The sequence below is a fragment of the Desulfacinum infernum DSM 9756 genome (assembly GCF_900129305.1).
GTDB classification, from domain to species: Bacteria; Desulfobacterota; Syntrophobacteria; order Syntrophobacterales; family DSM-9756; genus Desulfacinum; species Desulfacinum infernum.
Genome location: NZ_FQVB01000058.1, coordinates 1 through 15,848, shown reverse-complemented (window position 1 = coordinate 15,848; position 15,848 = coordinate 1). Strand labels below are relative to the sequence as shown.

Annotated in this window: 10 protein-coding genes and 1 pseudogene; 5 read left to right on the top strand and 6 right to left on the bottom strand. The window is 56.7% G+C overall.

Features of this window, described 5'->3' with window-relative positions; translation table 11 throughout:
- The first annotated feature begins 1,136 nt into the window (after nt 1–1,136).
- Together BUB04_RS17925 and BUB04_RS17920 are read left to right on the top strand one after the other, a co-directional pair.
- Nucleotides 1,137–3,476: a UvrD-helicase domain-containing protein gene (locus tag BUB04_RS17925; protein ID WP_073042056.1), complete on the top strand. Its 2,340-nt coding sequence runs from the start codon at nt 1,137–1,139 to the stop codon at nt 3,474–3,476.
- A gap of 160 nt (nt 3,477–3,636) precedes the next feature.
- On the top strand, nt 3,637–5,286 hold the full coding sequence (locus BUB04_RS17920; RefSeq protein WP_073042054.1) for an IS1634 family transposase: 1,650 nt from the start codon (nt 3,637–3,639) through the stop codon (nt 5,284–5,286).
- Nucleotides 5,287–5,403: 117 nt separating this feature from the next.
- Here the strand turns inward: BUB04_RS17920 and BUB04_RS17915 are convergent.
- The 5 genes and pseudogenes from BUB04_RS17915 to BUB04_RS17905 form a co-directional block, all read right to left on the bottom strand.
- A pseudogene (locus tag BUB04_RS17915) lies at nt 5,404–5,751 on the bottom strand (IS1634 family transposase); the annotation flags it as partial.
- A gap of 173 nt (nt 5,752–5,924) precedes the next feature.
- Nucleotides 5,925–6,548 carry a PM0109 family protein gene (locus BUB04_RS19140; RefSeq protein WP_492215225.1) on the bottom strand — a complete coding sequence of 208 codons (624 nt, stop codon included), beginning with the start codon at nt 6,546–6,548 and terminating at the stop codon, nt 5,925–5,927.
- Nucleotides 6,549–6,635: 87 nt separating this feature from the next.
- Nucleotides 6,636–7,370: a hypothetical protein gene (locus tag BUB04_RS19135; protein WP_143156559.1), complete on the bottom strand. Its 735-nt coding sequence runs from the start codon at nt 7,368–7,370 to the stop codon at nt 6,636–6,638.
- Between the two features lie 10 nt (nt 7,371–7,380).
- The gene (locus BUB04_RS17910; RefSeq protein WP_073042052.1) at nt 7,381–8,034 is read right to left on the bottom strand and encodes a hypothetical protein; all 654 of its coding nucleotides are present in this window, start codon (nt 8,032–8,034) and stop codon (nt 7,381–7,383) included.
- A gap of 176 nt (nt 8,035–8,210) precedes the next feature.
- On the bottom strand, nt 8,211–10,415 hold the full coding sequence (locus tag BUB04_RS17905; protein WP_084076635.1) for an AAA family ATPase: 2,205 nt from the start codon (nt 10,413–10,415) through the stop codon (nt 8,211–8,213).
- A 585-nt stretch (nt 10,416–11,000) separates the two neighbouring features.
- Between BUB04_RS17905 and BUB04_RS17900 the strand changes: the two genes are divergently transcribed.
- From BUB04_RS17900 to BUB04_RS17890, 3 genes are all read left to right on the top strand, one after another.
- Nucleotides 11,001–12,527 carry a class I adenylate-forming enzyme family protein gene (locus tag BUB04_RS17900; protein WP_073042060.1) on the top strand — a complete coding sequence of 509 codons (1,527 nt, stop codon included), beginning with the start codon at nt 11,001–11,003 and terminating at the stop codon, nt 12,525–12,527.
- Nucleotides 12,520–14,118, top strand: a complete 1,599-nt coding sequence (locus BUB04_RS17895) for an acyl-CoA dehydrogenase family protein (RefSeq protein WP_073042048.1) — start codon at nt 12,520–12,522, stop codon at nt 14,116–14,118. The genes BUB04_RS17900 and BUB04_RS17895 overlap by 8 nt, the downstream gene beginning before the upstream one ends.
- A 109-nt stretch (nt 14,119–14,227) precedes the next feature.
- Nucleotides 14,228–14,857, top strand: a complete 630-nt coding sequence (locus BUB04_RS17890; protein WP_073042046.1) for a TetR/AcrR family transcriptional regulator — start codon at nt 14,228–14,230, stop codon at nt 14,855–14,857.
- 590 nt (nt 14,858–15,447) lie between these two features.
- Here the strand turns inward: BUB04_RS17890 and BUB04_RS17885 are convergent.
- Nucleotides 15,448–15,848 (bottom strand): transposase (locus BUB04_RS17885; RefSeq protein ID WP_143156557.1); only part of this gene is annotated, 401 nt, incomplete at its 5' end.

The window sequence follows — 15,848 nt, the reverse complement described above, 5'->3', positions numbered from 1 at the left end:
GCGATGGTCCATCCAACGTTCGGGGGTTTATCCGCGGCCCTAAAGGGCTGCGCTACGAGAAAAGAGATCATCCGCGACGTTTTCGGACAGCCTCCTAGGGCTTCCGCAACCCGGACGGACGATCCTCTTTCAGGGGCGGCCCCGAAAGGCGGGCGTAAAGCCCGCCCCTAGTGCGCCCGAGAGCTGGCGCACACAGAGAGGTGAAAGTCCTCTCCCGGGAGATGCCCGCTAGCGGTAGTCGAAGGTAACTACGTCGCCGTGAGGCGAGGTGGAGTGCAACTGGAGAGGAAAATGCAGTCCGTAGGATGACAAACTCGATTCGGCCGGGCGTCGCGACGAGCTTACTAGGGAAAGGCGAAGTCCAGACCCAAGGACCGACAGGGCAAACCCATCAGGGCGGTCACTGGGAAGTCTGTTACGCTGGGCGGCAGCACATAAGCGATGACAGGGCGCGTCAGGTTGTTGGAGACGGAATGCATGGAAGTGTGTGTCGAGTGAATCGGGGAGACCTGCCCGATGAGAGGTTGGTGTTCATTGCCGCCACGTAGGGCACGAAGAGCCAGTCGGGCAGGAGTCAGAGCGTTCATAGTAGCGAGGAAGCGGGGTAATGCCCGTGGAGCGAAGGGACGCAGGAAGGTGGATGTGCAAGGCTGGGTTGGCATGAATTTTCCCTCTCGCCAGTGCCCTTGTGGGCTAAGCAAGAGAGATGCACCGTACAGGCGCAATCTGTCATCGCAGTCGAGCGCATGCTGAAGGACCCTGATGTTGGGTTGAAGCCATTTGGGTTTCTCGTCTATGAGTGTTTCAGCCTCTGGAAGACTCATAAGCGTTCCTTCAGTCCTCATGAGGTAAAACCACCGACCGGAGAGCCGTGTGCGGGAGATCCGCACGCACGGTTCGGAGGGGGGAGGGACTCGGCAACGAGTCCTTCCTACCCCTATCATAGAGACACTGCGTAGGGGCGGGGTTTATCCCCGCCCGCAAATCGCACGGAGAGAGAGAAACCCGGTGAAATCGCTCAGGCCAGGTGAAATAGAACCGCAAATGGACGCAAATGGACATGACATCCATGCGGGGTGCGCAAAGTGGGCCATGAAAGTTCAGTTTGACACGGTACGCACGGCGGAGATCACGGCATGAAACCCCTGGATCCCCTGAACCTGCCTCTGGACGGCGTGCGCCTCATCGAAGCGAGCGCCGGCACGGGAAAGACCTACAGCATCGTCTTCCTCTTTCTCCGGACCCTCCTGGAAAGGGACCTGGACATCGGCCGCATCCTGGTGGTGACCTTCACCAACGCGGCCACCGAGGAGCTGCGGGGGCGGCTCAGGGAAAGGCTGCGGGAGGCCGCCGACCATTTCGCTTGCAAAACGGCCGGGGCGGACGGCCCGGCGAAGGATCCGCTGCTGGACGGCCTGGCGGGACGCCTGGACCCGGAAAGACTCGCCCGGGCCGCCTGGAAGCTCCGGGAAGCCGCCGGCCGCCTGGACGAAGCGGCCATCTTCACGATCCACGGCTTCTGCCGAAGGATGCTCCAGGAATTCGCCTTCGAAAGCGGGGCGCCTTTTCACCCGGAATTGACCACCGACGAAGAGGAGCTCCGGCGCCAGGCGGCCGCGGACTACTGGCGGCGCGCCCTGGCCGGGGCCGGGGAAAAGGAAACGCGGTGGTTCCTGCGGACCTGGGGCGGCCCCGACGGCCTCCTGCAGTCGCTCCAGGTGCTACGGGGAACCCCCGCTCCGAAGATCTTGCCTGAACTCCAACCCGAAGACGTTCCCGGATTCGACGAGCTGGACCGGATGTTCCGGGAAGTCCGGCGCGGCTGGGAACGGTACCGGGAAGACGTCGTCGATCTCTTCCGGAAATCCGACGCCCTCTACCGAAGCTCCTACAACTCTTCCGTCATCCAAAACGCCCTGAACTACATGGACGCCCTGGCGGGCCAGGAAGAAACCCCGCTCGACCTTCCGGATAGCTTCCTGCGCTTCACTCCCGCCATGCTGGAAGAAAAGGGGACCAAGGCGGGACATTCCGTGCCGTCCCATCCCTTCTTCGACCTGTGCGGCAGGTTCCGGGATCGCCTCCGGGAAACAATCCGCCTGCAGAGGATCCGAATCCTCCGGGACGCCTCGCGCTTTGTGGAAGAAGAAACGGCCCGGGGAAAGGAACAGGAGGAGCTCCTTTCCTTCGACGATCTTCTGAACGTCTTGGACAAGGCCCTGTGCGGGCCCGGCGGGGCGGATCTCGCCCGGCGGATCCGGGCCAAGTTTCCCGTGGCCCTCATCGACGAATTCCAGGACACCGACCCCGTCCAGTACCGGATCTTTCAGCGCATCTACGATCTTCCCGAAAACCCCGAGCCCCTGTGCCTCATCGGCGACCCCAAGCAGGCCATCTACAGCTTCCGCGGGGCGGACATCTTCGCCTACATGCAGGCGCGCCGGGATGCCGGCGCCGGCAGCATCTACACCATGGACACCAACTGGCGGTCGGCGTCCGACCTGGTGGAAGCCGTGAACCTCCTTTTCGGTCGGTCTCCGGCGCCCTTCGTCTACGACGAGGACATCCCGTTCCATCCGGTGAAAAGCGCCGGGAAGGCCGACGCCCGCCCCCTCCTGGTGGACGGAACCCGGCCCGCCGCCTTTCGCATCCGGTTTCTCCGGTCCGAAGGGTTGAAGCTCAACAAGGGGACCATCACGAAAGGAGACGCCTACGACGCCGCGGCGGCCGACTGCGCGGGGGAGATCGCGCGGCTTCTCAACCTGGCCGCCGAAGGCCGCGCCCGGATCGGCGATGCGCCCCTGAAGGCCCGGGACATCGCTGTGCTGGTGCGATCCCACCGGGAAGGGGACATGGTCCAAAAGGCCCTCCGCAGGCGGGGAGTCGCCAGCGTGAGTCTGCAGCGGGAAAGCGTCTTTTCGTCCGGGGAAGCGGAAGAGATGCTCGCGATCCTGGCCACCTTGGCCGATCCCGGCGACGAGGGGCTCCTTCGGGCCGCGTTGGCCACGGAAATGCTCGGCTGGGACGCCCCCTCGATCCGAAGGCTTGATGCCGACGAGGCGCTCCTGGAAAGCCTCCAGCAGCGGTTTCTCCGCTACCACGACCTGTGGCAGCGATACGGATTCTTTTCGGGCTTCCTGGAACTGCTCAAGGGGGAAGGCGTGACCGGCCGGGTGCGGTCCCTTCCGGAAGGGGAACGGCGCCTCACCAACATCCTGCATCTTTTGGAACTTTTGCACGCCGCCTCCCAGACCCACCCGGGAACGGGAAACCTGCTGCGGTGGCTCCAGGATAAAAGGGCCTCGGATGGTGAGGGGGAAGAAGAACAGCTCCGGCTGGAAAGCGAAGAAAACCTGGTGCAGGTGGTGACCATCCACCGGAGCAAGGGCCTGGAATACCCGGTGGTCTTCGTGCCGTTTCCCTGGTCGGAAAGAGTTTCCAAGGGCAAAAAACCTAATACTTTTCTTTTACAGTGATTTGGCCAAAATCGGCTTTTTGCGCCCGCAAACCCGCATGAAATCTAGGGGTCTGGTTTCTAGCGGCCAAAAATGTAGTGCCAAAAGAGACCCATTCAATTCTTGATAGTCGATTACAGGTTCTGTAGCATGGGGGCACCATCTTGTAGTGGAGGCGCCCATGTTCGCTCGCATTAAGAAATCAGGACCCTATCAATACGTTCAGATCGTCGAGAGCAGGCGAGAGGGTCCCAAGGTTCGTCAGCGCGTCATCGCCACCGTCGGGCGATTGGATAAGCTCAATGCCTCTGGAGAACTTGAAAAGCTGGCCCGATCCCTTGTCCGCTTCTCGGAACAGGCGGTGCTCGTTCTTTCGGCCCAAACCCAACTTCGAGCCGAGGGAAGGACCATCGGCCCAGCTCTGATCTTCGGACGCTTGTGGGATCAGCTTGGATTTCGGCAAGTCCTCCAAGACTTGCTTCGGCATCGCCTGTTCGGCTTCGATGTGGAACGGGCCATTTTCACCACGGTCCTTCATCGGCTCATGATGAGTGGATCCGACAGGTCGTGCAGCAAGTGGCTGCGGGACCATGTGATTCCGGGGACGGAAGATCTTCAGCTCCATCATCTCTACAGAGCCATGGCCTTCCTCGGCGAAGAAACCGAGGATCAGAAGGACGCCACCCCTTTCAGTCCTCGGTGCACGAAGGATCTGATCGAGGAAAGTTTCTTCCGGGGACAGCGACACCTGTTCACCGGACTGGACTTGGTGTTTTTCGACACCACCTCCATCTACTTCGAAGGTCAAGGGGGATCGTTTTTGGGTCAAAGAGGTTTCAGTAAGGACCACAGGCCGGATCTCCACCAGATGGTCGTCGGGGCCGTGTTGGATGGGAAGGGCCGTCCGATCTGCTGCGAGATGTGGCCGGGAAACACCACGGATGTGAAAACACTGCTTCCGGTGGCCGAAAGGATCCGGCGCCGGTTCCAAGTGGCCCGTTTCTGCCTGGTGGCGGATCGGGGCATGATCAGTCGCCGAACTCTCCAAAAACTCGAGGACAAGAACACGGGTTTGAACTACATCCTCGGTGTGCGCATGCGCAGCTTCAAGGAAGTCCGAGAGGAGGTCTTGTCCCGTGCGGGCCGTTATCGGGAAGTCCGAGTGGAACGAAGCTCTTCGAAAGAGGCCTCTCCTCTCAAGGTCAAGGAAGTCCGGGTGAACGGAAGGCGCTATATTGTGTGCTTGAACCCCAAGCAGGCTCGAAAAGACAAGGCTGAGCGGGAGGAAATCTTGCGCTCCCTTGAAGAACAGCTGCAAAACGGCGCCAAGGCCCTTGTGGGCAACCGGGGCTACCGACGATACGTCAAATCGGACCGCGGCGCCTTCACCATCGATTACGAAAAAGCCCGCCGAGAAGAGCGCTTTGACGGCAAGTGGGTACTGACGACCAACACGACATTGCCGGCCGAACAGGTGGCCCTCAAGTACAAAGAGCTCTGGCAAGTTGAGCAGGTTTTTCGGGACACTAAGTCGCTCCTTGGTACCCGTCCCATCTTTCATCGGTTGGACGAAACGATCCGGGGACACGTGTTTTGCAGTTTCCTCGCCCTGGTGCTCAAAAAAGAGCTCTACCGGCGGCTGGAGGCGGCCGGTCATAGTTTCGAATGGGCGGACATCAAGCAGGATCTCAGGGCGCTGCAACAGATCACCATTGAAGAGAGCGGCAAGTGCTTTGCCGTCCGCACGGAATGCCGTGGCACATGCGGCAAGGTTTTTCAGGCTGTCGGAGTTGCCGTTCCTCCCACCATCCGCCAACTGGAAGGGCCGTGAGACCGAAGCACCTTTTCGGATAGACTTGTAGTGCCAAGGAGGATTAGTGTGCCCATAACATTCCGATATTCCACACATATTTTTGAAGTACTGTTAAAGTTGAGCCAAACCCGTGTTCTTGTCCTCGAGTTTTTGGAGGGTTCGGCGACTGATCATGCCTCGATCCGCCACCAGGCAAAAACGGGCCACTTGGAACCGGCGCCGGATCCTTTCGGCCACCGGAAGCAGTGTTTTCACATCCGTGGTGTTTCCCGGCCACATCTCGCAGCAGATCGGACGGCCCTTCCCATCCAACACGGCCCCGACGACCATCTGGTGGAGATCCGGCCCGTGGTCCTCACTGAAACCTCTTTGACCCAAAGACGAACCCCCTTGACCTTCGAAGTAGATGGAGGTGGTGTCGAAAAAGACCAAGTCCAGTCCGGTGAACAGGTGTCGCTGTCCCCGGAAAAGCCCGACGCGCACCTGAGCCCAAAGAAAGAGCCGCTGGGGGCGCCGGGCAAAAAGTAGCGCCCCCGCAATGGTGAGTTTGCCTTCCTGTACAAGTCCGAGGTTCTCCAGGATGGCCCGCGGGTGCCGGGCGTCACTATACTTACTCATAATGGTTCAAATCGATGTTGTACCCCTTAGCAATCATGTTACCATTTTCTGTGGGGGATATGCGTATTCAGAAAAGTCTTAAAATCAGATGCTGCAGCAACAATTTGTGGTTCACTGCCTAGTTCTTCTAGCTGGTATTCTTTTTTCACACATATCAATCCAGCCGGTATTTCATATCTCATAATCTCGTCATCTGGATATTTCAACTTTTCACTTTGATTGTACCAGTTAAAGGTGGCTTCTTTCTCACAAAACCACATCGCTACAATAATCTTTGTCTTTGAATCTTCAGGAGGACCAAAATCACATGGATCTGGTTGGGGGTTCCGTGCTTCGAATTTTTCCAGTGCGGCACTATCTGTGACCACATTAAGCTCCAACAGCCAGTCACCTGCTGGATGTTTCTCGATGTCGCCTTTACTATATCGATAAAAAACAGCCGTCAAATAGAAAGGTATCAAATCCCAGCACCGCCTTTGATGTATGTTTGTAGAGCGCATAGGTGGAGAACTATAGTGTGTAGGATTCCAGCAGTAGAAAACTGAATCTACAAACTCACTAGCAAATCTCTCTATAGTCGACAAAACACTCCTTTGATAAAGATAAATTAGTCGATATGCCTTTCTTACCTCACACAATGTTTGTTTTAGTTCATTGGCCATATTTCACCCCTCATTATTTAAATTAAGTAGATGAGCGCCGAACTCGATACTAATATCAGTCGTCAGTTCGCTTAAGAAAATCCGCCTTTAACTGGTGCCAGTAAAATGAGCATCTCGATTGGCACAATAATAAGTAAGGGCAGATGCATTAACACTAAGATGACAAAAGGCTCTATGTGTTTCGCTTAAGAAAAACCACTCTTGTATTCCATGTTTCTTTAGGGCTATCATTATATCATTTATAATTCTTAGAAAATATCCAATCTCAAAACAATAAGGGTGTGAAGATATGTCATCGTTTGTTTGAATTTTATGCCTGAGAAATCGTTCCAATTTTTTTATTCTATTGAAAAGCTGAAGCCATGATGTAGCAGCAAAATAGACACTGTTGTCTGGAGAAGAAAGCCGGGAATATTCTGATATCTTTTCAACTTGTCTTCCCATGCCGCCTAATGCCCACAAGAGCACCGGTTTCTTCGAACCTTCCCTTTGTGCAAAATAATATTTCAACTCATTAGCTAGCTGTTCATAATTCTGCAAAAAAGTATCTTCTCTTTTGGCCTCTACGATTACATCGATATTTTCAAACTCTAATATTACGTCAGGTTCGCAATAGCTGCGCTGATCAAGAGAAAACCAAATGGGCCAAAATTCTATGTTTTCTAAAACTCCAGAAAATGTGGGCAAAAAATCCTCATTTCCCCTGATTAAACGCCAGATCATTTCGCTTGGCAAATAGGCCATCCTGCTTATGACAGCAGCTGTTAGGGAGTCTTCGCACATGTCGAAACTGACTTTTCCTTTTACAAATCCGTGTAACATTGCCTTTTCCTTATTTTTTGTGGGTTGAATTTTTCCAAGACTTACTAGAACTTAGAAGAAGAGTCTGCTTGCCCCCCTGACGATTCAACCTCGTTAGTCTCTCGACGAGCTGCCAACGCGCCTCGATTCTCATGAGATCCCGATCTTTCGTGATACTTTCTTCTTCAGCTTGAAACGGCTGTAATTTGCTCAAGATCTCGATATAGAGGCAGGCCGTCACGATCCTGCCCACTTCTCCGTAAATAGCTGCGCGATCCAGATCTGCCTGCGGCAAAATCCACGAGAACAGATTGACCCAATCCATATTCCGGCACACTCCCCGTGTTTTGGGATATAACGCATAAGCCGCAAGCAGCGATTGCGAGCCGCCTTTCAGAACATCTTCTCGGGTAGCCCGAAAATTGGAAAGGAACTCCTCCTTTGTCGTCTTTAGTGTGTCGAGAAGCCTGGATTCCCTTTCTCTCCAATGATCCACAGCCTCCAATGCCAGTTGCCGTAATTCGGGCATTAGCGGCAGCACCTCGAATCGTTCGCGCAGATGGCTGATTTCATCTTTTTGCCACCGATAGACGGTTTCTGCATCGCGTGCCGGTCGTTCCCTGACGCAGTGTGCATAAGTCTCGTCGACCAACTGGTCGATGGGGTTGCGCCGTTTTAAGGACATACCATCCTCCAGCGAAAGTACGATTGTTGGACCGCCGCCTTCGGAGCAGCAGTTGGACTGCTCCGAAGGCCGTTTCTCAGCGCGTTCAGGTCAAAAAGGTGGCAATTCGATCTGAAGCGATCGAACCCGCATGATGTTCTGTCCCCGGCTTTTCGCGCAAGGCTTCAAGCCGCCCATCAAAAGCCGATGGCGGCCCTTCCGCCGTGGCTTTCCTTCAAGGTGGATTCGCGAAGCAGCGCCTTGATGAGCTCTTGGTGGGTAATCACCTCGCCCCGAAAACGTCGGGTTTCGGAAACAACCTTGAAGTCGCCGGGAGTGAGATTCCGGATACGATAGAGCAGCTTTGCCTCCACCTCGCTCAAGGGGGCTCCGACGAGCGGTGTGAGATACTTGTCGTAAAAGAGCCGTTTGCCCGCATCCGTCAGGTAATCCAGGCCAATCTTATGGTGAAACCGACGCAAAGCGGCCGGATCCACATCCTCAAGGCGGTTGGTGGTGGCTATGAAGACGCCGCGGAACCGCTCCATGCTCGTCAGAAGCTCGTTGGTCCTGCTGAGCTCCCACGATCTCTCGGCGCGGTTTCGACTGTAGAGGACCGATTCCACCTCATCGATCATAAGTACGGCCTCGGCAGCTTCCGCTGAAGCGAAGACGCTTCTGATGTTCCTTTCCGTTTGGCCAACGTACTTGCTTAGAATGTCGGCAGCGCCGCAGATCATGATCTGCCGGCCGATCCGATCCGCCAGGTAGCGGCCCAATTCGGTCTTGCCAACTCCCGGAGGGCCGTGAAAAAGGGCGGCAAGACCGACACGCCCATTGGGTTCTTCTTGGCAGAAATTTCTCAAAGCGTCAATGTGCGCCAGCATGGCCTCGAAATCTCCTTTGATGGAAAGGCCCTCCAAGGTGTAGTCGCTTCGAACAAGGCCTACCGGAATCGGTTCACTGCCGTCATGAAGGAGCCTTTCATGGGCCGATAGAGCCATGGTGAGGGCCTTGCAGAATTTTTCCTGAGATGTCCATCCCGCCATTTTGGCGCCCTTGACGGCCGTATCGATTGCCCCGGCGGAAACATGGTAGCGCCGGGTCAGTTCCTTCAAGGTCGCGTCGTCCACCAGGTGGGCCACCCCGTTGGCCTCCATAATGGACAACCATAGCCGCTTCTTGCGATCGCCACCCAGGGTTTTGAACGCCATGCTGAACGTGAATCGCCTCCGGACCGACTCGTCGATATCTTCGATCGAGTTAGTGATCCAGATCATGCGCAATCCCGGGCGGTCCATGAGTTCATTGAGCCATCCTTTGTCCGTGCCGTGTTTGCCGAAAAACCAGGGGAGGTCCGTATTGAGCAAGTTGTCCGCCTCGTCCACAATGATGATCGCACCGTTACCCGTATTGGTGGCCGTGATGCAGGTTTCAATGGAAATCCGCCGATTCGACTGGGACGACTCCTTGTCGGCAATGACCGCGTAGGCCGGATCATCCTGAAGATTGGCCAGGGCCCTCGCAAAACTTGACTTCCCCGAACCCGGTGGGCCGTAGAGAAGAATGTGCACAGGATGATTCGGTTTCTTCTTCAATAACGCCCGCATGTAATCCAGGGCGTCCTGATCGATGGGATGTGCGTTCAGTGGGACAGGCTCCGGCTCTACGGCCCCGAAGTGAGCCTCCATCAACTGAACTCCTGGATTTTCCAGAAACTTTCTAAATTCGTAGGTCAGATACATTTCGTCCTGATCGATGATTAAATATCCCAATTGAGTCAAAGGACCTTGGAAGGCCTTTTCCAGTTCCTCTTCGTTTGTGCCCAATGTGGCTGCTAAAAGATTGCGCCCACTCATTCTGTGGCATTGAAGGTATTCGAAATAGTAGTCGTGCAGGCATTTGTTTTCAGTCAATGTGTACACAAATGAGCACAATTCCATCTCCGTCGTATTCAATCGGAGCAGGTCGGCCATTTTGCCCAGCCGCTCCTTTAAGGGATCGGCAAGATGTCGTCCGGCGCGACGGCGACGGGCCAAAAAATCCAGAACCACCGATTTCATCTTCTTACGACGTTCTCCATCGGTTTGGGCCGACGTGAGAAACAGGATGTTGGCCATGTCTTTGTGGTCCAACGACTCTTGAATCATTTTCCGCTCGATGTGTTTCAGCGTCGCGGGGGAATGAGCACCAAGGAGGTCGCGGGTCAAATGGACAACGTGCTCGCCTGCGACATGTAACAGCACTTCCAATGTTTCCCGATCGAAGCGCGGGTCTGCGGCGAAGGTTCTCTCCAGGTAAACGCAAGCCCTGACAGAGCTTATCCGTGGGAAAACGCGGGGATTGCCGCTTCGGGACCGACGACCTCTGATCATCACAAATACCTCCTTTTCATGTTGCATTTTAGGGAGTTGAAAAGGCCCACCCGACTCTCCTGCCCATGCTGGACTTGAGCCGGCGCCACACCGAACGAGACCCTCCAGAGGGCTCTTCGGCGCCCTAACGGAGATTCCCCGCTAACTGCCTGAACAAATCCGAAAAAAATTTTGCTTGTCGCCCGGCGACAAGAATAAGTCTTGTAATGTCAGTGGTTTGCACATGTCGCTCCTGTTTGGGGCAAAGGGGGGCAGGCCTTTCAAGCAATGCAGGCATGATGTTGCGCAAGCGATGCAGAGGCCAATCGGGCAGATAGCGCTGGGGAGGGGCATCTGAGAATGACGTGCAAACGAATCGTGATCGGTCCCGCCATCATCGAAAAGAGGCATTTGCAAAAGTCGCATCTGCCGTGCGTCCGACAAGAAGAAGTCATCCTCCTTCGCATGCACTGTAAGCAGGACGCGCCCTCCGGGGCTTGTTTTTCGTAAGGCTCCGTTTCCCCCTTGCGGCTGCTAAAAACATAGGTTATGAAAGTAAACGATGTTTATCACATAGACTGGCGTTTATCATGCGTATGCCACATGGATTCCACAAAATTGGGAGGCCGAATCATGAGGATCAACATAGGGGGCTTGCTGGCCAATCGAGCCTTTTTGTCACCAGACTTGGTCGCGTGCGTGGACGACGATTGTCGCTACACCTTCCGGGAAGTGAATCAACGCGCCAACCGCTTCGCCCACTATCTTTCAGCCATGGGCCTTTGCGCCGGGGATCGCATCGCCGTCCTCTCCCGCAACCGCGAAGCCGTGACGACGGCCCTTTTCGGAGCGGCCAAGATCGGCGTGGTTACGGTTCTCCTGAACTGGCGGCTCACGGCACCGGAGCTCGATTACATTTTGGGCGACTGCGGCGCGCGTCTCCTGCTCTACGAATCCTGTTTCGGGGAAACGGTCTCAGGGATCCGTACGTCCGGGAACTTGGAGTTCTTTGTTTCCGCCAACGGTGCTTCGCCGGACGAGGACTTCAGCCAAGTTCTGGAAAAGTCGTCCACGGCGGAGCCCGCTCATCTGGGCGGCGGCGCCGACCCGGCCATCATCATGTACACGTCGGGGACCACGGGAAAACCCAAGGGGGCTGTAATCTCCCACGATAACGTCTTCTGGGCGTCCATCGGACTGACCCACACGCTGCGTTGGGCCCACAAGGACCGGTACCTTCTGGTGGCTCCCCTGTTTCATATCGGGGGCTTGGCCCCGATCTTCGCCAACGTGCACGTGGGGTGCACCACCTACTACATGGCTGAGTTTCACCCCGGGAAGGTCTGGGAGACGCTGGTGCTGGAAAAGATCCAGTTTCTCATGACCGTCCCCCTGATGCTCCAGGCCATGCTCATGTTGCCGGGCATCGAAAAGTTGGATCTATCGACGTTCCGCCACTTCATCTGCGGGGGATCACCGGTCCTTCGGAGCCTCATCGAAAAGTACCGGGACCTGGGCCTTCGGGTCGTGCAGGTGTACGGGGCCACGGAATACACCGGGGCCATCACCTTCTGGACGGAAGACATGGGCTTGGAGAGGGCTTCCACAGCCGGAAAACCCATATTCCACGGCGCGGTCAAGGCCATCGAGCCGGGGTCGGGCCGTGAGGTTCCCCCGGGCGAGGTCGGGGAATTATGCCTTTACGGCCCGCAGGTATTTTCCGGTTACTGGCAAAATCCCGAGGCCACCCGGGACGCGCTGCTCAATGGGGCCTACCGATCCGGCGATCTGGGTACGGTGGACGAAGAGGGATTCGTCACGGTCGTGGACCGCTTGAAGGACATGATCATCTCCGGTGGAGAAAACATCTACCCGGCGGAGGTGGAAGCCGTGCTGTCCCGCATGCCCCAGGTCCAGGAGGTGGCGGTGGTGGGGAGGCCCGATGCCACCTGGGGCGAAGTTCCCGTGGCTCACGTGGTGACACGGCCCGGACAGTCGCTCACCAAGGAAGAAGTGGTTGATTTTTGCAGAAAACATCTGGCCGGGTTCAAATGCGTCAAGGATGTGGTGTTTACGGAGTCTCTTCCGAAAAACGCCACAGGAAAGATCCTGAAGCAGGCTCTGCGCCAAGAAGGAAAAGGAGAGGCTTTCCATGACTGAGACATTGAAGCCGAACCCGTATAGGTTCGACGACTATCTGGATCGCCGGGATTCCATGGATTTCTATGCGGATGATCCCATCGTGCAGGCCGTCGTTCGTCACTACTGTGGGGACCGCTGGGAAGAGGTGGACCGGGAAGCTCGGGAACTTTCCCGGAAGGTTTCGTTCCGGTGGAAAAGGCTTGCGGAGGCGGCGGCCGTCCCGGAAAAACGCCCCGCCGTAGAGCATTTCGACGCCTATGGAAGGCGCGTGGACCGGATCGTGCGCCCCCTGGAAACGGAGCTGCTGGAAAGGGAGGTCTTTTCCGAGGCGCTCTTTTCCGAAAGGACTCATCCATGGGTGAAGCTCGTCAAGATGTTTTTGATCTATCAACTGGGAGAGGCCTGCATCGCCTGCCCGGTCACCTGCACGGAAGGCCTGGTGGCCCTGCTGGACAAGTTCGCCGACACGCCCGAACTCATGCGCATCCGGACCCACTGCAAAGAAGGCCTGGACGGGCACTTCGCCATCGGAGCCCAGTACCTTTCCGAGATCCAGGGCGGATCGGACGTTCCGGCCAACCGGGTGGAGGCGGTGGAAGAAGGAGGCACCTGGAGGCTTTACGGCCCCAAGTTCTTCTGTTCGGCCACCCATGCGGACTATGCCGTGGTGACGGCCAAGCCCCGGGGATCGGACGCCGTGGCCCTTTTCGTGGTGCCCTCCTGGCTTCCAGCCGATGAAGAAAAGAGGACCCGAAACGGCTTTACCATCGATCGACTCAAATGGAAGATGGGCACCAGCGAACTTCCCACGGCGGAGATCACCTTCAACGGCGCCAAAGCCTATCCCGTGGGACCCCTGGAAAGGGGGCTCGCCAACGTGGTGGGGATCGTGCTCACCCTTTCCCGGCTCACCGTGGGTCTTTCCAGTGCGGCGTTCATGACCCGTGCGGTCCGGGAAGCCAAGGCTTATGCGGAGTTTCGTGAAGCGTTCGGGCAGCGCATCGGTCGGTTCCCGCTTGTGGTGTCGCAACTCACCGGGATGGAGCGGACCGCGCAACGCACCCTGGCCGGCGCGTTTCGTCTTTACCGAAGCTTTCTGGGTCTGCCCGACGGCCTCAAGGGCGGGCTTGCCGCGGACGAACCCGATGAAGTGCGAAAGCTCCGCTTCGATGTGCGCGAACTCATCATGCTGCAGAAAATCACCGCCGCCTGGGACGCGCCGGACGTGATCCGCGGAGCCATGTCCATCTTCGGCGGACACGGCGTGATGGAGGACTTTTCCGCCCTTCCCCGGCTCTATCGGGACGCGGCGGTGAACGAACTTTGGGAAGGCCCCCGGAATGTGCTCCTCACGCAGATCCACCGGGACCTGAGTCGGGTGCGAGACTGGTACCCGCCTGCGGAATTCGTGGGCAGGATCCTGGAAGGGATCCCTGAAGGGCCGGTAAAGGAGCTCTCCCGGGAGGCGGAGGAACTCCTTTCCGGGCCCATCACCCACCCGGTGAACGCCGAGACGATGGAGCGTGCCCGCCGCTGGGACCGTTTTTGCCATCGCCTGACGCAGCACTACCAGGAAAGGGCGTTGGAAGAAGTTCACATGGCTGGATAGATGTGTCACTTTATGAAGGTCGGAGGAGTACCGCAAGCCTCCTCCTTATATCGAGAAAAATGGATTGTCCGGTAAAGAACACGGTTATCATAGTGGGCGGATGCTATCCATGAGCGAGAAGGGGACTTTCCAGCGATTAAGGAAGCAGGAAAAAGAGGCTCGGCGGCAGATCATTTTGGATGCTGCCGAGCGTGTTTTCGGAACCTGTCCTTTCGATAAAGTGAGCATGCGCCAGATCGCCAAGGAAGCGGGAATCTCTCCGGCGGCCATCTACCGGTATTTCCCCGACCAGCAGGCGCTATTCATTGAAAGCTTTCTCACGGGGGCTCGCCGGCTCGTTCATCGAATCAAGAAAATCGTGGACAACCACGGAACGCCGAACGATGTGGCTGCTGAAGTGATCGCTTTCCTGTGGGAGAACGATCACTATTTCCGCATGATGACTCATTTCATGCTGCACGGCGAGATCCGCGAAGAACTCCTCGAGCGGCTGAACGAGATGGAGCGGCGCGTTCTCGACCATTTCCAGGCGGTCTTCCGCCAAGACGCGCGGAGCGCCGAATCGCGCCTTGTGGCTCATGCCTTCTTTGCGGCGCTGAACGGTGTTCTGATCACTTTTCATAACTATCCAGGGCGAAGGCCGGAAGATGTGCGGCGGCACATGGAGCGGGTTGCCGAAGTCATCGCCGACTTGTTCGTAAAGGGACTGCAGGCGGGCTCCCCCGTGGGATCTGCTTAGAGGTGCTTATGCAAGGACCTCGAAGATACTTCGAGTTTTATAACAACCAACGTCCCCGCCATGCCTGAAGGGGCGAACACCGGCGGAGGTTTACGTGATGTGGGCTTGGATCTCAAGGCATGAGTCGATCCATCCGAACCTTCGGGAGAGCCCTCTGCGAGGACCTTCGGTCCGACCCATTCTCGGCGCAGCTCAGGCTATTGGGCGCCCGAAGTAAGAGACCCGATGCTTATGCCACTTTAAGAAGCGATGCACACAACTCGGATCGGTAACATGGGGGAAGCGCCGGAAAAAGGTTGAAAAGCGAAAATGGTCTTGGCATAAAGGAATAAAGGGTAAGAGCCTTTGGCGTCCAGTTCCAACTACCGGGGGAAGTATACCAAGTCCGATTTTCAAATCTTTACGCGCGCAATTGCATAAATGGCCGGTGTCTGCCTGGGCCGCACCCCAATGGCCGGCACCGAGCGAGGGAGCCCGTGCGGGGGACTCACCTCTGCAAGCCCTCTTGATACCCCTCTTTAATATGAAAGATACGGTCGGGGGGGCACCAGCTATCCACCCCCCGGCAACGTTTCCAGTTCCCCTCTGGTCTAAGATCGGTTTTGGGGTTGTGCGATGTATCCGAACTTTACCAGCATCCTAATCCAACGCGGGGCGTTGCGTTTAACATACAAGGCTTCGTAATCTACGGTGCTGTCTCGATAGGGCTCGTTTCTCGAGATCATGTAGAAAATGGTGCGCAGGATCTTGTGGGCAATGGCGATGATGGCTCGTTTGTAACCTCTTCTGGGCATGAGGCTCTGAAACTTGGCCTTAAAGGCTGAAGGAGTTCGAACCGCAGCGTGGGCGAACTCGCAAAGCACGCGCCGGGCGTAGGTGTTGCCCTTGCGAATTCGGCCGTTTTTGTGTTTGCCCGCCGATTCGTTGTTGCCCGGACAAATTCCCACCCACGAGGCCAATCGGTCCGCGCTGCCGAACACGGTCATGTCGG

What these genes read in the sequence shown, in the direction of transcription:
- BUB04_RS17910 (WP_073042052.1), bottom strand. Translation starts at nt 8,034, where the DNA reads ATGTCCTTAAAACGGCGCAACCCCATCGACCAGTTGGTCGACGAGACT.
- BUB04_RS17905 (WP_084076635.1), bottom strand. Translation starts at nt 10,415, where the DNA reads ATGCAACATGAAAAGGAGGTATTTGTGATGATCAGAGGTCGTCGGTCC.
- BUB04_RS17890 (WP_073042046.1), top strand. Translation starts at nt 14,228, where the DNA reads ATGAGCGAGAAGGGGACTTTCCAGCGATTAAGGAAGCAGGAAAAAGAG.
- BUB04_RS17900 (WP_073042060.1), top strand. Translation starts at nt 11,001, where the DNA reads ATGAGGATCAACATAGGGGGCTTGCTGGCCAATCGAGCCTTTTTGTCA.
- BUB04_RS17920 (WP_073042054.1), top strand. Translation starts at nt 3,637, where the DNA reads ATGTTCGCTCGCATTAAGAAATCAGGACCCTATCAATACGTTCAGATC.
- BUB04_RS19135 (WP_143156559.1), bottom strand. Translation starts at nt 7,370, where the DNA reads ATGTTACACGGATTTGTAAAAGGAAAAGTCAGTTTCGACATGTGCGAA.
- BUB04_RS17925 (WP_073042056.1), top strand. Translation starts at nt 1,137, where the DNA reads ATGAAACCCCTGGATCCCCTGAACCTGCCTCTGGACGGCGTGCGCCTC.
- BUB04_RS17895 (WP_073042048.1), top strand. Translation starts at nt 12,520, where the DNA reads ATGACTGAGACATTGAAGCCGAACCCGTATAGGTTCGACGACTATCTG.
- BUB04_RS19140 (WP_492215225.1), bottom strand. Translation starts at nt 6,548, where the DNA reads ATGGCCAATGAACTAAAACAAACATTGTGTGAGGTAAGAAAGGCATAT.